Genomic DNA, 16,369 nt, shown 5'->3' with positions numbered 1-16,369 from the left:
AGAAAGAGGGGGACTCGTGCATGGAAACGATTTTATCAGTCCGAGACTTAGAGGTCTCGTTCCACACATATGCAGGAACAGTTCAGGCTGTTCGTGGTGTTTCGTTTGATTTGAAAAAAGGCGAGACGCTCGCCATCGTAGGAGAATCGGGTTCGGGTAAATCCGTTACTTCGAAGGCAATTATGCGTCTCATTCCGAACCCTCCAGGTGAAATCACGAACGGAGAAATCATGTTCGAAGGAAAAGACTTGGCGAAACTTTCGGAAAAAGAAATGCTTAAAATTCGTGGTCGCGACATCGCAATGATTTTCCAAGACCCGATGACATCGCTCAACCCGACGATGACAATTTACAAGCAAATCGCAGAAGGGTTGAAACAGCACCAAGGGTTAACGGGCGAGGATGCGAAGAAACGTACGCTCGAACTGTTGACACTTGTAGGGATTCCAAACCCTGAAGCGCGCTTGAAACAGTATCCACACCAACTTTCTGGTGGGATGCGACAACGGATCGTTATTGCGATCGCACTCGCATGTAACCCAAAAGTGTTGATTGCCGATGAACCGACAACAGCACTCGACGTAACGATTCAAGCGCAGATTCTTGAATTGTTAAAAGACATTCAGCAAAAGACCGGCACAGCGATTATCTTCATCACGCACGACCTTGGCGTTGTTGCGAACATGGCTGACCGTGTTGCTGTTATGTATGCGGGACGTCTCGTTGAAAAAGGAACGGTTGATGAGATTTTCTATGAGCCACGTCACCCATACACATGGGGACTTCTCGGTTCGATGCCGCGTCCGACAGATGACCGCAATGAAGCGTTACCGGCAATCCCGGGTACGCCTCCAAACTTGCTCGATCCTCCAAAAGGGGATGCATTCGCACCGCGTAATCCATACGCGATGAAGATTGATTTTGAGAAAGAGCCACCGATGTTCCAAGTAAGTGATACACACTTCGCTTCGAGTTGGTTGTTACATCCGCAAGCGCCAGCGGTGAACCCGCCACGCGCGATTCGTGAACTCGCTCTCAAATATCGTCCAGACAGTGCGTTCGCAAAATCGTTTACGAAAGGTGGTGCTGAATAATGGAACGCGAGAAATTACTCGAGGTAAAAAACCTGAAGCAGCACTTTAAAATTGGTCGTGGCCGCGTTGTCAAAGCGGTCGACGGGATTTCATTTGATATTTACAAAGGTGAAGTGCTTGGACTCGTAGGTGAGTCTGGTTGTGGGAAGTCAACGACAGGACGTACGATTATCGGTCTCTACGACGCGACGGATGGCGATGTCGTGTTCAAAGGCGAAAACGTCCACGAAAAAAAATCGAAGGCAGACAAGTTGAAATTCAACCGTGCGATGCAAATGATTTTCCAAGATCCATACGCTTCGCTCAATCCGCGTATGACAGTCGCCGATATCATCGCAGAAGGAATCGATATTCACGGTCTTGCGAAGACGAAAGAAGACCGCATGAACCGCGTATATGACCTTCTTGAAACAGTTGGTTTGACGAAAGAGCACGCGAGCCGTTATCCACATGAATTCTCAGGTGGTCAGCGTCAGCGTATCGGGATTGCCCGTGCTCTTGCGGTTGAACCGGACTTCATCATCGCCGATGAGCCGATTTCTGCACTTGACGTTTCGATTCAAGCGCAGGTCGTCAATTTGATGAAAGAATTGCAACGCGATCGCGATTTGACGTATTTGTTCATCGCTCACGATTTATCGATGGTTAAATACATCTCTGACCGTATCGGTGTTATGTATCAAGGTCACCTCGTAGAGCTTGCAACAGCAGATCGCCTTTATGAGAACCCAATTCATGCCTATACGAAATCGCTCCTTTCAGCGATTCCGCTTCCAGACCCAGAGCATGAGCGTACACGTAAACGGATCGTATATGAATCGACATCGAAAGGTCCAGTCGGACGTTCAGATGAAGATTCAAGTATCCCGCCACTTCGCGAAGTTGAGCCGGGGCACTATGTCTCGCTCACAGACGAAGAGTACGAAGCGTATAAAGCGCAACTCGTATAACGAAATCAATCCTGACTCATTTATTGAGTCAGGATTTTTTTGCACAAAAAAATCACCTATTAAAGTAGGTGACTGATTATCCGTTCGAGATGCGTGGTAAATTAGAAAGACGTTCCACGATGGCGTCGATTAGACGGACGCGAGCTAACGCATCTTCAATTTCCATTGTCTCGTAATGATGAAGACCGCCTGGCTGCTCCACATACGTGTCCGCGTCATGGACGAGCTGTTGAAGTGGAGTTCGTTGAATACGACTCGGTGGTAGGTAGGAATCCGTGTGCAAGAGAATCATGACAGAAATCTCTTTTGCTCGGGCTGGATCTTCCCCTAAACGAATCAATAATTTGTGGGCACGTTCGGCCCCCTTAATCGCATGGATATCGTTCTGACGATACAAATCATAATTCCATTTACCTTCTGTATACCATTCATAGTGTCCGATATCATGAAGAAGCGCAGCTTTCGTCGCCAAATCTGTATCAAGACCACGTTTCGTTGCCATTTCGAGAGCGCGTTCACAGACGTCGACCGCATGTTTTAAGCCAGATCGAGTTAAATATTTTTGGGTAACCGGATGTTTCATAATCGTTTCTAAAGTGATTCTCATCATCGCTCTCCTCCTTTAAAATAAAAAGGTTATTTCTATAAAATATACAGGTTTCTTCAATTCATTGCAAATGATATCTGTGTAAATTTGAGATGAACGTGTAAGAATGATTCACATTTCACAAACGAGTGTGCTATAATTTAAATGTAGATATAGTGCAACTTCAAGATTTTCAGAATCGGTAATGCTCGGTCGGTTCCTTACGCTGTATGGGGGTGAGAGGCCATGAAAGAACGTGACAAAGTTCTGCGAGAGAAAAAGAGACTTTTGAAAGAAGTATTGAAGAAAAAGCTGAAAGACTTACAAGTCAAGCCAGGGAAAGAGACGGTGTCTCAACCGGTTTCTCGAATCCCTGCGTCTTAAGTTAGGTCGTTCAAGGTCGCATTCAACGAATGCGCCCTCTTTTCATATCTGATTGATAAAGAATATCATTGAAGTTTTGATAAATAAGAATTACTATAATTAAGTGGATGCGAATTTGGGTATACAAATAGAGTCACTTAAAAAGATGGACGCATACTCGATCAGGGAGGAAGAAAAATGGTCACACTTTATACGTCTCCAAGCTGTACATCTTGCCGAAAGGCACGGGCTTGGCTCGAAGAACATGATATCCCGTTTACAGAACGAAACATATTTTCAGAACCGCTCTCATTGAATGAGATTAAACAAATTTTACGTATGACAGAAGACGGGACGGATGAAATCATTTCGACTCGCTCGAAAGTCTTTTCTAAAATCGATGTGTCTGTTGATGCGTTATCTCTTCAACAGCTTTACGATTTGATTCAAGAATATCCAGGTCTTTTACGTCGTCCGATTCTGATTGATGAGAAACGTTTACAGGTCGGATATAACGAAGATGAGATTCGTCGATTCTTGCCACGTAAAGTTCGGACGTTCCAATTACAGGAAGCCCAGCGACTTGTGAATGAATGAGAGCATACTGTTTAAGCAGTGTGCTTTTTATTATCGATTATTTCCTATAAAATAAAGTTATAACCCTTCATCTAGATTGAACGATGTTAAAAAGGGTACAAAGATAAAAAGACAATTTCCCCTCTCCTCCTTATGTGAATTGGGAGCGAGATGAGAAGGGAGTGGACAATCGTGAAAATTGAGCGCATCAATGATAATACCGTCAAATTTTTCATCACATACGTGGATATCGAGAAACGTGGTTTTGCTCGTGATGAAATTTGGTACAATCGAGAACGAGGCGAGCAGCTGTTCTGGCAAATGATGGACGAGGCTCACGAACGTGAAGACATCTCGTTTGATGGTCCACTATGGATTCAAGTACAAGCTTTTGAAAAAGGTCTAGAAGTGACTGTGACAATCGCGAAAAATGTAATGGACACGGAAGACGATTCTGAACTCGGTTCGCTTCTTCGATCAGCAATCGATGAGGCACGGGATCAACAATCGGTACTCGACCAATTGAGTGAGTTGGATGAACTTGAAGCCGAGGCAGATGCTTGGGCACCACTCGCGATGGAAACAAATGATTTCGAGGCAATCATTTCGCTGAGTAAACGTACAGGAGACATGTTCAGCGATCTTGATTTGAAACTATACCACTATCAAGACCGTTACTACTTGTGGATTGATTTCCCGGATGAAATGGAACCGGAAGACGAAGAGAATGCACTCAGTCTTTTAGCAGAGTATTTAACATTCAGTACACAGACGCAACCGATGCTAGAAGAGTATGGGAAACTCATTCTCGATGGCGACGTCTTTGCGAAAGTGCGTCACTATTTTTAATGGTACATCGCCTGTTCAGTTGGACAGGCGATTTTTTCAAATCGACGGTAAAGAGGTGTTGGTATGGTGAGACGAATTCGATTACTACTTGATGACAGTGCATGGTTTGTCCCATTTTTATACGGAATGGGTGGCATCGTATTAACGGCATTAACCCAAGTGTTTGGGGATTTTTTTCGTGATTTATTACCAGACTTTATTTATTTAGATCTGGACTCAGCGGCATCCGTGTTGTCTTCGACATTTACGAGCCTGATGACGATGATGACGTTCAGTTTTTCCACGATTCTGGTCGTATTGACAACATATTCTTCTCAGTTCTCTCCCCGGACGATCAATAACTTTTTGACGAACTCGTCGGCCAAGCATACGCTCGGTCTTTTCATCATGACGACGGTTTATGGGATTTCGAACTTATTCCTCGTCCGTACGGCAGATGAAGGCGTCGTGTTGTCGTCCGGGATCAGTGTGCTCTTAGTTATTGGTTCGATTTGGGCATTCGTCAAGTTCATCCAGACGATCAGTGTTTCGATTCAGGCGGAACGTCTATTGTCCGCGTTACATAAAGAAGCGCTCTCTGTCATCAGCGAGCAAAAAGATGCGATTGAGTCGGATGAGGTTCATCTCGTCCTGCCTCGATCCGTCCATTCATTCGATGGTCAAGCGGTACGAGCTCTGCGAACAGGGTACATCCGATTGTTTTTAAGAGAGAAGCAAGGAAATCAAGAAACGGACTTTGAGTCCGTCGTAGCCGTCGGGGATTTCGTTGCTAAAGGTGATTTACTCGGATTCTGGAAGGGTGAGGATGTGCCGGACATCGAGTTGTTTGAGATTGGCGAAGTTCGTTCTTCGATGCAAGACCCGTCATTTGCGGTTGAAAAATTGAGTGAGATTGCGCTAAGAGGAATCTCTCCAGGAATCAATGATCCGAACACGGCAATTCATGCGATTCATTACATCGGGGATATTTTAAGAGAACTTTGTGAATTACCAGATGGTGATTTTTTGTATTCGAACGGGAAGTCTGACTGGCATGTGAAACGAAAAACGCTTGAGACGATTCTATTTGAATCGCTATCGCCGATGCAGACTTATGCGAGCCGAGATATCTTTGTGATGGGGTCCGTGTTCGAGGCGATTCGAATGGCGCGCCTCCAAGCACATGAAACACTCGATTCGACATTTGAGGACATGATTCAATATTTTGCGGATGTGATTGATTGGGATCGTCTTCATGCGAAAGAACAGAACTATTTGCGCAATAAGATGAATCGGGCTAAAAAGATGACGACATGAGTAGAGACCACCTGTTCTAAAGAAGAGGTGGTCTCTGTTCAAGACAATGTATATCCGCCATCGACTGTGATGGCTTGGCCGTTAATGTAAGTTGAAGCATCAGTCAATAAAAATTCTACGACCGGCGCCACTTCCTCAGGATGTGCGGCATATCCCCGGAAATGGTGGGTCATCGCCTCTTTGAACTTTGCTTCACCCCCATATAGCTTGTGACTGAGCGGTGTGTCAATCGGTCCAAAACAAACGGCATTGAATCTTACTTTTCCTTTCATTCGGTGTGCGAACGTTTTAGTTAAGGCTATTACGGCCGCCTTTGAAGCGGCATAGTGCGCGAGCATCGGTGGAAACTTGACGTGCCCAACGATGGCGGCATTGTTGACGACACTCGCTCCTTGGTCAAATAGGGGAATGGCACGTTGTGTGACGGTGTTCAGCGCATACAAGTTGACATCGAATACCTCGTTATACGACTCATGTGTCAAACGTTCAGGTGTGCCCGGTCTACCAAAAGTAGCGGCGTTATTAAATAATCCGTTCAAGGTCACACCTTGCTCTTTCAACTGAGAGAAAAGATGGTCGATGTCCTCTGTCGAAGCAAGGTCACATCGAATGAATGTGGCTTGTCCATTTGAATCAGACTCGAGAGAGGTGCCTCTTGTTTCATCCCGACCGATCCCGATGACTCGGTGCCCCTTAGCAGTCAACTGTAAAGCGACGGCGCGACCAATCCCGCTTGTCGCACCTGTGATCAGAAAAGTCCTCATAATTCATTCGCTCCCCTCAAAAAGATGACGTTACGATGTATAATTAATGATAATACATGACAGAAACGAGGTCAGCTTATAATATGTTGCGACGCATACAAGTACTCTTTTCCCTCATTTTGCTCGCAGGACTCATTGCGATATTATCGTATTACTGGAGCTCACAAGTAATTGGATTGTTCTCGATTCTCGTCTTTTTGACAACGTTCAGTATATTACTCGTCATCTTACTTGAAAATCGAAATCCACAACGTACGCTCATTTGGGCAATCGTCATGATTGGTTTTCCAGTCATCGGATTATTTGCATACTTTGTATTCGGCCAGAACTATCGACGTAAACGTATGTTCAAAGAAAAAGCGATGCTTGATGAAGAGACATACTTGGCCTATCGTCAGAAAGCGATGACGTTGTCGCCGTCTCTTATGTTCGTCCACGACGATTATGAGAAGCTGATGCATCTTACTTCTTCGTTGAACCAATTACCTGTTTCATCGAATACGTATACCCAAATCTTGACGAACGGCCGTGAAAAATTCTCGAAGTTATTGCCGGCTCTGAAAGGAGCGTCCCGACACATACATCTAGAGTATTATATTTTTCGGGAAGATCGTATTTCTCGGGAAATACAGCGAATCTTGATTGAAAAGGCGAAGGCGGGGGTCGAAGTCCGGTTTTTGTACGATGCGGTCGGGTCCATTCATACGAGTGGCACGTTCTTTGAAGAGATGAAGCAAGCCGGTGTCCAAGTCCAGGCATTCTTTCCAGTTGTATTGCCACTCGTTTCGAGTAAGACGAACTATCGAAACCACCGAAAAATCGTGGTCATCGATGGTACCGAGGCATTCACAGGTGGCTTGAATGTAGGGGATGAGTACTTGGGTGAGCACTCTAAGTTCGGATTTTGGCGCGACACTCATCTGTATGTCAGAGGAGAAGGGGTATCTGAACTGCAACTGATTTTCTTGCAAGATTGGTATTACATGACCGGGGAACGCCTATTCACACCTTTCTATCTAGAGCCGCTTGAGACGGTAAGAAGTGCGAGCGGAGGGGTTCAAATCGTTGCGAGTGGACCGGATGAACCTTATGAGACGATGAAATCCATTTACTTTTCACTCATCAATGCTGCAAAAAAATCTGTCTACATTTCGTCACCTTACTTGATTCCGGATGAAGACATTATGAGTGCCTTAAAGACGGCATCATTATCAGGAATTGATGTCCGCATCGTCTTACCGAGTTATCCCGACCATAAAATCGTTTTCTACGCGAGTCGGTCCTATTATGAAGAACTGTTACTCGCCGGTGTAAAGATCTATCTATATGAGAAGGGATTCATGCATTCAAAAGTCATCGTGGTGGATGATGGATTAGCCACGATTGGGACGGCGAACATGGATTTTCGGAGCTTTCATTTGAACTTCGAGGTCAATGCGCTCCTCTATAACACGAACTCAGTCCATCAACTGAAACAAGACTTATATGATGATTTCGAAGGGTCACACGAACTCGTATTAGAAGAGTTCGCGAAACGGTCATTCTTTATCAAACTCGTTGAATCATTAGCCAGAATGTTTTCACCACTGCTATGAGGAGGGAGCAAGATGCGGTTTGCAATCGATCGGGAAGGGGATATCGTTGATTCCTTTACATTAAATCGGATGCAAGCAGAGCAACTTGCTCCTTTTCGATGCCCGACTTGTCAAGAAATGTTGATTGTGAAGCAAGGTGTGAAGAAACGGCTGCATTTTGCGCATATCCACACCTGTGGGAGAGCTGAATCGGTCATGCATCATCAGGATAAATGGGCAATATGCCAGTGGCTTCAAGAGAATGGCTATCCTGTCGAGCAAGAAGTGACGATTAAGAATCGTCGGGCTGACATCCTCACGAACATGGACGGGCAGCACACCGTGTTCGAAATTCAGGCGTCTCCTTTACAACCTGGAGAATACGCCGAACGAACGAATGATTATCGACGAGCGGGGTTTGATGTGGTTTGGATTGCGAGCGGTCTCGATTTGAGAAGCAATCAATCGTTTCAACCATGGATGCGTCTAGAACTTTTTCAGCGACATCGGTTATTGACTGTGAAAAATGGGAGATTGTTACGCTTCAAAGGATTTCCGATTTCGATCAAGTATGGAATCGGAAACTGGGAAATCTCATCTTCAGTGAACACGTCACCGTACGAAGCCTATTATCGGTTCGATGCTTTTGAATGGATAGAGATGATTCGTCGTAAACGCATGTTGCCGATTTATCCGTCTCCGCTAAATCGACGGCTCATATTGAATCGGCTCTATCCACTTGGTCTGTTACCCGGATTATTACCGACCGCCTGTTACCTTCCGCTTTCATCGCTTTGGGGAATCCGTGTACATCCGATTGATTTTCAGACCGTGCATTATTTGAATCGATACGAGTCACCGCGCGATTCCGTGGAATGGAGTATTCAAAAAACATGTCGACAATTTGGAGTGACACCGACAAGCGACTTTTCCCAGTCATTTCATGTACAATGGAAACAACTCTTGAATGCGAGTCGTCTATCCTGTGATGTCAGGTCATGGCCGCATCCAAAGTATTACGAGGAGGCCAGACATCACGATACACGTTTGTTTCAAGGACTTCAGCGATTGATTTTACAATCGACTTAATCATCGAAAAGGAAGTGGACGTATGTCAGAGGTATTGACTAGACAGCAAGTTCCAGTGGAAGAAACATGGAACTTAGAAACCATCTACAGCAATGACGAGGCTTGGGAATCGGATTTTCAAGCGTTAAAAGAGAAAGTGCCGGCATTGATTGGATTTAAAGGACGCCTTGGGGAGTCGGTGGAAACGTTGCACGAAGCGTTGCAACTTCGGGACGATCTCTCACGTCAGTTACATAAGCTATATACGTATGCTCATATGCGCTATGACGAAGACACGGCGAATAGCCATTATCAAGCATTGAATGATCGTGCCGGCTCACTTGCGTCTCAAGTTTCAGCACAACTCGCGTTTATGACACCTGAGTTGCTCTCGATTGATGAGAATCAGATTGAAACCTTCATGGAGCAGAATGAGTCACTTCGCGTTTATCGTCATGCATTCGATGAGTTGGCACTAGAGCGTCCACACGTGTTGACGGAGGCGGAAGAATCGATTTTGGCACAAGCCGGAGATGTGCTCGGTCAATCGAGCTCGACGTTCGGTATGCTCAACAACGCAGATTTAAAATTCCCGAAAGTGAAAAATGAAAAAGGGGAAGAAGTTGAGTTGACGCACGGTCGATATATCACGTTCCTTGAATCGGCTGACCGAAGCGTTCGCGAAGGGGCATTTAAAGCGATGTACGGGACGTACGCGCAATATTTGAATACGTTCGCCTCAACATTGTCAGGAAGTGTGAAGAAAGATAACTTCTATGCGACTGTCCGTAAGTTTGAAAGTGCAAGACAGTCCGCGCTCCATCATAATGCGATTCCGGAGTCTGTATACGACGGGCTTGTAGAAGCTGTAAACGAACGACTCGACTTGTTACATCGTTATGTCGCGTTGCGTAAGCGAGCGCTCGGCTTAGATGAGTTGCATATGTATGACCTCTACACACCACTCGTCAAAGATGTCGAAATGAAAGTATCGTATGAAGAAGCGAAACAATGGATGGTAGATGGTTTGGCACCACTCGGAGAAGAGTACGTCCAAATCGTCAAAGACGGTCTCGATTCGCGTTGGGTCGACGTTCGAGAGACACGCGGTAAGCGTAGCGGTGCTTACTCCTCGGGAGCATACGATACGCAACCGTTCATCCTGATGAACTGGCAAGATAACGTCAACAACTTGTTCACGCTCGCACACGAGTTCGGACACTCGGTGCATAGTCATTACACGCGCGCATCGCAACCATATCCGTATGGCGATTACTCGATCTTCGTTGCAGAAGTGGCATCGACGACGAACGAAGCTTTGTTGAATGACCATTTGTTGAAAACGAGAACAGCGAAAGAAGAACGTCTCTACTTGTTGAACAATCAGCTTGAAACGTTCCGTGGAACATTGTTCCGTCAAACGATGTTCGCTGAATTCGAACACATGATTCATCAAGCTGCTCAAGAAGGCGTATCGCTCACTCCGGAGTACTTAAATGAAACATACCTCGAGTTGAACAAACGTTACTTCGGAGACGAGATTGTCATCGATGAAGAGATTTCATATGAGTGGGCGCGCATCCCGCACTTCTATTACAACTACTACGTCTATCAATATGCGACAGGGATTTCGGCATCTGCTGCACTGTCACAACAGATCATGGAAGAAGGGGAGCCAGCCGTGCGTCGTTATATCGATAACTTCTTGAAGGCGGGTTCTAGTGACTATCCGATCGAGGTGTTGAAGGCGGCTGGCGTCGATATGACGACGAAGGAGCCGGTATTAAAAGCGCTCGATCAGTTCGAAGCGGTTCTTGATGAAATGGAATCATTATTGTTCTCGTGAACAATATGTGACAATATGCACAAAGAGGTTGTCAGATGATTCTGCACTAGGTATATTATAAGTGTGAAATCAATCACAAACCCCTTTATTGACCGTAAACTTTCTCCCATCTTGTAGGCCTTCCCCGGGCCTCAAGGTTCGATGTCTCTTGTCCCCGCTTGAGACGTCAAAAACCCCATGGCTCCCCGGCCATGGGGTTCTTTTTTATTTCGTTTGAGCCCACGCTTCACCGCTACATCCTGGCACAGGACGGCAACGCTGTTGTAGGGAGAGTTTCTTCAATTCGCGTTCAATCACCGTCTTATCCAAGTCTAGAATGTACGATAGCTCTGTTATGGTCGACGCATCATAGCGTGCCAACACTTTGGCTACATCCCAATCGGTCGAACGGCTCGGTGCATAACCTAACAATTCAGTCATGACCGATTGATAGACGTCGTACGGATAAACCCCTTCAATCTTCAATGCTTCATCGCGCGTCACGAATGTGAGTGCGGGCAATAACTCAATCTCCCAATCTTTCAACACTTGATGGTCGACAGCTAGTGCATTCAAGAGCTGGTTCGATTGAAGATCGGCTTCGAGTTCACTTAAATCAAGGCCATACTCTTCGAAAGAACGTGCGATTTCCCATAAATCGATTGAACCAAGTTGTTCACCAGAGAATAGATCATTCACATGCAAATGACGCAAGAAGCGCATCGCATGACGTTTCCCTTGTAATTCCAGCGCTTTGATCATGGTGAGAAGGCGAACTTCTTCCTGACATCCGCCAACACAGCTAGGAACGGTAGAGACCATTCGAAAACGAATCACGTGTCCGTATTCAATCTCTAACTTTTTGATCAGTGTCATCACATGAAAGTTCTCAGGACTTGAGATGTCCATGAAATAGAATAACTCCAATGGCTTATACGTTACTTGAATAGGAGTTTCTTCCAGTGAACAGGATGACCCATTACATTGTTCAAGTTCCATTTGTGTCGCCTCCTCTCGTCAAAAAACTCATTTAACTTTGTAAACTCATTGTAGCAACGAAAAAAAAAGGTTGGCAATGTATCTGCTCAACCTTCCAACCGACTTATTTTTAATTCCATGAATCGGACGATTTTATTTTTAGCGGGACGATAGGGGAGACCATGTTTTTCAAGAAGTCCTTCGAACGCACGTTTTCCCTCTTCTTCATTCGTCACTTCAAATTCTATTTCATAGTCGGTCGTCTCCAAATAATGGCTTTCGTCCAAAACGAGGAGACCGTCTTCTGTCTGGAGCTCTGCCCGGTTCGTCTCGAGTCGACCGAGATGCTCAAGCGGTGCATTTAGCTGAAACGGAGCCAATGCCTGCTTCATTTGCTCGTCATGAATGATTCCATACTTAAACAAATCCTCAGCCTCATCTTCTGTAATTGTGGCGTGTGTCTCAAGTAAGCCGACCTCGTTGGGTTGCTTTAACGTCAGCACTTGACCATGTTTCTTCTCGCGAATGCGAAGTGCTGCCCCGTTCGCTTTTAGCTGAAAGGAAGGGGTGTCGAAATAATCATTCGCCTGCCAACGAACTTGGTCATCAAGCTGATAGGCACGTAGGAGTGTCTCATACTCGTCTTTCGTCAACATTGATTTAAATTCAATTTCCACTTCTTGGGTCATGAATCATCGCTCCATTCTATGAACAATTGTTCGTTTATGATACCATACAAACGGATACATACGGAAAGGACGCGTTTTTTCCGGAAAAGAACGAAAGTGGTGACAGCGTATGCAATCAATGAACTGGGATCAGTTTTTAGTACCGTATCAAATCGCGGTAGACGAGTTGAAAGTCAAATTGAAAGCCGTTCGAAAGCAATTCAAGTCCCAAAATGACCATTCTCCGATTGAATTTGTCACAGGTCGAGTGAAGCCGGTCGGGAGCATTCTCGAGAAAGCGAAACGAAAAAATATCGCTGACCATGAATTGGCGACGGATATGCAGGATATAGCGGGATTACGAATCATGTGTCAATTTGTCGATGATATCGTTCACGTCTTGGATTTGCTACATCGTCGAACAGATTTTAAAATAGTGGAAGAACGCAATTACATTACCCATCAGAAAGACTCGGGCTATCGATCGTATCATGTCATCATCGAGTACCCGGTTCAGACGATTCAAGGTGAAATCCCTACGCTCGTTGAAGTGCAAATCCGCACGCTTGCGATGAATTTCTGGGCCACGATTGAGCACTCATTGAATTATAAATATGATGGTGACATGCCTCTTGAAGTGCAGGAACGATTGAGACGCGCAGCCGAGGCGGCCTTTTTACTCGATGCCGAGATGAGCCAACTCCGCGTTGAAATTCAGGACGCCCAGCAGGTGTTTCGGGATAAAGAGATGAACGTGAAAACGGACGAAGACTAGGGGGAAACCGATATGCAGTTTGCGATTGTATCGAGGGGAGATACGCGATCAGCGGAGATCGCCGAGGAACTGACTCAAAAACTTCAAGCCGCCGGGCATACATTATCTGAACAGCCCCGAATCGTAGTATCGGTCGGAGGGGACGGGACGATGTTACAGGCGTTTCATAAATACATCGACCGACTCGATGAAACGCTACTTGTCGGGATTCATACCGGGCATCTCGGCTTTTATGCCGATTGGCAACCGGATGAGTTGGATGAATTGACCGAGATGATCACGAGCGAATCGTTCGAGCCGGTCTCCTATCCGCTCGTTGAGGTGCTCATTGACTATGAGGACGGGGAGACTGATCGTCGACTGGCGATGAATGATTGCACGATTAAGAACTACAAGCGAACGCTCGTCTGTGATTTATCGATTCGAGACGACTACTTTGAAACGTTCCGTGGAGATGGATTATGTATTTCGACACCATCGGGTTCGACCGCCTACAATAAGGCACTCGGTGGAGCAATCGTTCACCCATCGATTGAAGCCATTCAAGTGACTGAGATGGCTTCAATCAACAACCTAGTGTATCGAACGATCGGTGCACCGCTTCTCTTACCAAAACACCATCAAGTGAAAATCAAACCGCACACGAAAACCGAATTTGAATTGGCGTTTGACCATCAAGAAGCGTTGTCCTGGTCGGATGTCGTCTCGATTCGATGTGCGGTCGCAAAAGAAAAAGTGACGTTCGCTCGCTTCCGGCCCTTCCCATTCTGGCGCCGAGTTCGCGAATCGTTCATCGAGGAAGGAAAGTAACGAATGCAAGGGTTTACGATTCGTCGCGTTGTGGAGAAAGCCGTCCCACTTCGCGACTTTTTAATGCAAGATATGGGGATTTCTCGAAAGATGCTCACGCTCGTGAAGCATGAAGGGGATATTGAAGTGAATGGCGTGCACCGCACCGTAAGACATGAACTTGAACCAGGAGATGAAGTGATGGTGCGATTCCCGCTTGAAGCCCCTTCACTCGATATGGTCGCCTCAGATCGGCCTATTCGAATTCTGTATGAAGATGATACGCTGTTGGCGGTCGATAAACCGGCAGGGATTGCCACGATTCCATCACGACTACATCCGACCGATACACTTGCGAACGCTGTACTCGGCTATTATCAACGCATCGGTCTGTCATCTGCGATTCACGTGATCAATCGGCTCGATCGCGACACGAGCGGTGTCGTCTTGTTTGCAAAGTATGGATTTATTCATCATCGATTTAGTGAACTTCAGAAAGCGAATGGATTGGTGCGTACGTACAAGGCATTGGTCGAAGAAGAAGTGACACCACAAACGATTGAAGCACCGATCGGGCGTGCCGAGAATTCGATTATGGAGCGAGTCGTGACAACTGAGGGACAACACGCCATCACGCATATCCTCGCATGTCAGCCATTTGAGAGCGGCTCGTTATTGACGATTCGACTCGAGACGGGACGGACCCATCAAATTCGCGTGCATTTGCGCCATATCGGTCATCCGCTCATTGGGGACTCCATGTATGGGGGGACGACTCGTATGCCCCGTCACGCCCTTCACAGCGCGTCTGCGCGATTCATTCATCCGATGACAGGGGATGAGATTCAGATTGATGCGCCAATTCCGGAAGATTTTCGAACTGTATAAAGAAATCCCTCAAGGTAAAACCTTGAGGGATTTTGTCAATCATCATCAAACATATAGGTTTTTGATTTAGAAGCCACGTTCATGACGAGACCGATGGCAATCATGTTCATGATAATCCCTGTTCCCCCGTAACTGACGAACGGGAGGGTAAGTCCAGTGATCGGCAAGACACCGATTGTCATACCGATGTTTTGGAACACTTGGAACGTGAACATGGCGATGACACCGGTGACGATATAACTTCCGAACGCGCTACTAGACTCTAACGCAATGTGAATCATCCGATAGAGGAATAAGAAGAAGACGATGATCACGAGAGCTGCGCCAATGAACCCATAGTGTTCTGCGATAACAGCAAATATGAAGTCCGTTTGAGATTCCGGTAAATAGACGAGACCCTGGCCGTATCCTGCTCCGAACATCTGTCCAGAACCAATCGCCTGTAGCGATTTGATTAATTGGAATGCCAGATCATCTGAATATTCGTAAGGATAAATCCAGGCCTGGAAGCGGTTGAGGGCGTGTCCAGGTACGAATGCTTGTAAGACTTCGAAATGGGCAAAGAACAGATACATGAATGTGCCGATGGTCAAAGCCGCAGCGCTGAAGAGACCAAGAAGCCACTTCCAACCGATTCCCGAGACAATGATGATGGCGCCGAGCATCGTCATCAGAACGAGCCCGGTCCCTAAGTCCGGTTGTGTCACAATCAGCCCGAGCGGCGGGATGGCGACTAGTACCAGTTTCACGAGGAGCCATGTATCGAGTTGTGACGATCCGTAACGTTTATTGTGCTCATAGACGATGGTCGACATAGAAATCAATAAAAAGAGCTTCATGAATTCGGCTGGCTGGAAACTGAACCCAGGCACGTTATACCAACCATACGCCCCGTTGATGTTCGGTACGAGCGACGTGTCACGTAACGGAATCAGACCGACGAGCAGAAGTAGACCGAATGCGTATAAGTACCAATGGATTTTCCGGAGTTGCTCATATTCAATCGTCATGATCGCGAACATTGCAAAAAAGCCGATGACATAACGAATGCCTTGTTCAAGAGCGAAGTTGATATGTTGAAGTCGCGTTGGCAACATCGGTTGAGCGGTATAGATTGCACCGAGACTGATGATCATCAATAGGAAGACGATGGTCAACAGTGTCGTATCTAAACTTTTAAAATATGATTGTATACGGTTCATAATGGAGTCGAATCACCCTTTCTATACGTATTTTATCTTACCGCAACTTAAAAAAATCGCAATACGTAACGAGTCGGTTGACAAAACAGAAACCTTTCTGTAATCTGAGAACAGATATTATCAC

Annotated in this window: 17 protein-coding genes; 12 read left to right on the top strand and 5 right to left on the bottom strand. The window is 46.0% G+C overall.

What is annotated here, in order from left to right:
- Window positions 1-20 precede the first annotated feature (20 nt).
- Together KNO79_RS09000 and KNO79_RS08995 are read left to right on the top strand one after the other, a co-directional pair.
- Entirely contained in the window at window positions 21-1,094 is a 1,074-nt protein-coding gene (locus tag KNO79_RS09000; RefSeq protein WP_015881213.1) for an ABC transporter ATP-binding protein, read from the top strand.
- The gene (locus KNO79_RS08995) at window positions 1,094-2,044 is read left to right on the top strand and encodes an ABC transporter ATP-binding protein (RefSeq protein ID WP_074037423.1); all 951 of its coding nucleotides are present in this window, start codon (window positions 1,094-1,096) and stop codon (window positions 2,042-2,044) included. The genes KNO79_RS09000 and KNO79_RS08995 overlap by 1 nt, the downstream gene beginning before the upstream one ends.
- Before the next feature lie 76 nt (window positions 2,045-2,120).
- Here KNO79_RS08995 and KNO79_RS08990 read toward each other — a convergent pair whose 3' ends face one another.
- Window positions 2,121-2,654 carry an HD domain-containing protein gene (locus KNO79_RS08990; RefSeq protein ID WP_074037421.1) on the bottom strand — a complete coding sequence of 178 codons (534 nt, stop codon included), beginning with the start codon at window positions 2,652-2,654 and terminating at the stop codon, window positions 2,121-2,123.
- A 222-nt stretch (window positions 2,655-2,876) separates the two neighbouring features.
- Here KNO79_RS08990 and KNO79_RS08985 point away from each other — a divergent pair, with 222 nt between their 5' ends.
- From KNO79_RS08985 to KNO79_RS08970, 4 genes are all read left to right on the top strand, one after another.
- Window positions 2,877-3,014, top strand: coding sequence for a hypothetical protein (locus KNO79_RS08985; protein WP_015881216.1), 138 nt, complete (start codon window positions 2,877-2,879; stop codon window positions 3,012-3,014).
- Window positions 3,015-3,191: 177 nt separating this feature from the next.
- Window positions 3,192-3,590 (top strand): transcriptional regulator SpxA, encoded by a 399-nt coding sequence (spxA, locus tag KNO79_RS08980; protein WP_015881217.1) that lies wholly within the window; start codon window positions 3,192-3,194, stop codon window positions 3,588-3,590.
- A gap of 171 nt (window positions 3,591-3,761) precedes the next feature.
- Window positions 3,762-4,418, top strand: a complete 657-nt coding sequence (gene mecA, locus KNO79_RS08975; protein ID WP_015881218.1) for an adaptor protein MecA — start codon at window positions 3,762-3,764, stop codon at window positions 4,416-4,418.
- Between the two features lie 63 nt (window positions 4,419-4,481).
- The gene (locus KNO79_RS08970; protein WP_214691113.1) at window positions 4,482-5,714 is read left to right on the top strand and encodes a DUF2254 domain-containing protein; all 1,233 of its coding nucleotides are present in this window, start codon (window positions 4,482-4,484) and stop codon (window positions 5,712-5,714) included.
- A 38-nt stretch (window positions 5,715-5,752) separates the two neighbouring features.
- Here the strand turns inward: KNO79_RS08970 and KNO79_RS08965 are convergent, their stop codons facing one another.
- Complete coding sequence (locus tag KNO79_RS08965; protein WP_214691112.1) at window positions 5,753-6,478, bottom strand: SDR family NAD(P)-dependent oxidoreductase; 726 nt, start codon at window positions 6,476-6,478, stop codon at window positions 5,753-5,755.
- A gap of 83 nt (window positions 6,479-6,561) precedes the next feature.
- Here KNO79_RS08965 and cls point away from each other — a divergent pair, with 83 nt between their 5' ends.
- Genes cls through pepF form a run of 3 tightly spaced genes read left to right on the top strand, consistent with a single transcriptional unit; the run spans window position 6,562 to window position 10,966 of the window.
- Window positions 6,562-8,073, top strand: coding sequence for a cardiolipin synthase (cls, locus tag KNO79_RS08960; protein ID WP_214691111.1), 1,512 nt, complete (start codon window positions 6,562-6,564; stop codon window positions 8,071-8,073).
- Between the two features lie 12 nt (window positions 8,074-8,085).
- Complete coding sequence (locus KNO79_RS08955) at window positions 8,086-9,141, top strand: competence protein CoiA (RefSeq protein WP_214691110.1); 1,056 nt, start codon at window positions 8,086-8,088, stop codon at window positions 9,139-9,141.
- Between the two features lie 22 nt (window positions 9,142-9,163).
- On the top strand, window positions 9,164-10,966 hold the full coding sequence (gene pepF, locus KNO79_RS08950; protein WP_214691109.1) for an oligoendopeptidase F: 1,803 nt from the start codon (window positions 9,164-9,166) through the stop codon (window positions 10,964-10,966).
- Between the two features lie 204 nt (window positions 10,967-11,170).
- On the opposite strand, the gene KNO79_RS08945 is transcribed toward pepF, so the two are convergent.
- Window positions 11,171-11,944: a DsbA family protein gene (locus tag KNO79_RS08945; RefSeq protein ID WP_074037413.1), complete on the bottom strand. Its 774-nt coding sequence runs from the start codon at window positions 11,942-11,944 to the stop codon at window positions 11,171-11,173.
- An 86-nt stretch (window positions 11,945-12,030) separates the two neighbouring features.
- Window positions 12,031-12,612 (bottom strand): CYTH domain-containing protein, encoded by a 582-nt coding sequence (locus KNO79_RS08940; protein WP_074037412.1) that lies wholly within the window; start codon window positions 12,610-12,612, stop codon window positions 12,031-12,033.
- 109 nt (window positions 12,613-12,721) lie between these two features.
- Here KNO79_RS08940 and yjbM point away from each other — a divergent pair, with 109 nt between their 5' ends.
- From yjbM to KNO79_RS08925, 3 genes are read left to right on the top strand one after another with little or no spacing between them, the layout of a single operon-like run.
- Window positions 12,722-13,366, top strand: coding sequence for a GTP diphosphokinase (yjbM, locus tag KNO79_RS08935; protein WP_214684573.1), 645 nt, complete (start codon window positions 12,722-12,724; stop codon window positions 13,364-13,366).
- A 12-nt stretch (window positions 13,367-13,378) separates the two neighbouring features.
- On the top strand, window positions 13,379-14,176 hold the full coding sequence (locus KNO79_RS08930; RefSeq protein WP_196430470.1) for an NAD kinase: 798 nt from the start codon (window positions 13,379-13,381) through the stop codon (window positions 14,174-14,176).
- 3 nt (window positions 14,177-14,179) lie between these two features.
- The gene (locus KNO79_RS08925; protein ID WP_214691108.1) at window positions 14,180-15,043 is read left to right on the top strand and encodes an RluA family pseudouridine synthase; all 864 of its coding nucleotides are present in this window, start codon (window positions 14,180-14,182) and stop codon (window positions 15,041-15,043) included.
- Between the two features lie 35 nt (window positions 15,044-15,078).
- Here the strand turns inward: KNO79_RS08925 and KNO79_RS08920 are convergent, their stop codons facing one another.
- Window positions 15,079-16,245, bottom strand: a complete 1,167-nt coding sequence (locus KNO79_RS08920; protein WP_031421494.1) for an FtsW/RodA/SpoVE family cell cycle protein — start codon at window positions 16,243-16,245, stop codon at window positions 15,079-15,081.
- Window positions 16,246-16,369: the final 124 nt, after the last annotated feature.

The sequence above is a fragment of the Exiguobacterium sp. s43 genome, assembly GCF_018617255.1.
Lineage (GTDB): Bacteria > Bacillota > Bacilli > Exiguobacteriales > Exiguobacteriaceae > Exiguobacterium > Exiguobacterium profundum.
This window is presented reverse-complemented; position numbering and strand designations above follow the sequence as displayed.

Excerpts from the sequence above, each read along its gene's own strand:
- yjbM (WP_214684573.1), top strand. The coding sequence starts at position 12,722 with ATGCAATCAATGAACTGGGATCAGTTTTTAGTACCGTATCAAATCGCG.
- cls (WP_214691111.1), top strand. The coding sequence starts at position 6,562 with ATGTTGCGACGCATACAAGTACTCTTTTCCCTCATTTTGCTCGCAGGA.
- KNO79_RS09000 (WP_015881213.1), top strand. The coding sequence starts at position 21 with ATGGAAACGATTTTATCAGTCCGAGACTTAGAGGTCTCGTTCCACACA.
- KNO79_RS08955 (WP_214691110.1), top strand. The coding sequence starts at position 8,086 with ATGCGGTTTGCAATCGATCGGGAAGGGGATATCGTTGATTCCTTTACA.
- spxA (WP_015881217.1), top strand. The coding sequence starts at position 3,192 with ATGGTCACACTTTATACGTCTCCAAGCTGTACATCTTGCCGAAAGGCA.
- pepF (WP_214691109.1), top strand. The coding sequence starts at position 9,164 with ATGTCAGAGGTATTGACTAGACAGCAAGTTCCAGTGGAAGAAACATGG.
- KNO79_RS08925 (WP_214691108.1), top strand. The coding sequence starts at position 14,180 with ATGCAAGGGTTTACGATTCGTCGCGTTGTGGAGAAAGCCGTCCCACTT.
- KNO79_RS08920 (WP_031421494.1), bottom strand. The coding sequence starts at position 16,245 with ATGAACCGTATACAATCATATTTTAAAAGTTTAGATACGACACTGTTG.
- KNO79_RS08995 (WP_074037423.1), top strand. The coding sequence starts at position 1,094 with ATGGAACGCGAGAAATTACTCGAGGTAAAAAACCTGAAGCAGCACTTT.
- KNO79_RS08945 (WP_074037413.1), bottom strand. The coding sequence starts at position 11,944 with ATGGAACTTGAACAATGTAATGGGTCATCCTGTTCACTGGAAGAAACT.
- KNO79_RS08965 (WP_214691112.1), bottom strand. The coding sequence starts at position 6,478 with ATGAGGACTTTTCTGATCACAGGTGCGACAAGCGGGATTGGTCGCGCC.
- KNO79_RS08940 (WP_074037412.1), bottom strand. The coding sequence starts at position 12,612 with ATGACCCAAGAAGTGGAAATTGAATTTAAATCAATGTTGACGAAAGAC.
- KNO79_RS08990 (WP_074037421.1), bottom strand. The coding sequence starts at position 2,654 with ATGATGAGAATCACTTTAGAAACGATTATGAAACATCCGGTTACCCAA.
- KNO79_RS08970 (WP_214691113.1), top strand. The coding sequence starts at position 4,482 with ATGGTGAGACGAATTCGATTACTACTTGATGACAGTGCATGGTTTGTC.
- KNO79_RS08930 (WP_196430470.1), top strand. The coding sequence starts at position 13,379 with ATGCAGTTTGCGATTGTATCGAGGGGAGATACGCGATCAGCGGAGATC.
- KNO79_RS08985 (WP_015881216.1), top strand. The coding sequence starts at position 2,877 with ATGAAAGAACGTGACAAAGTTCTGCGAGAGAAAAAGAGACTTTTGAAA.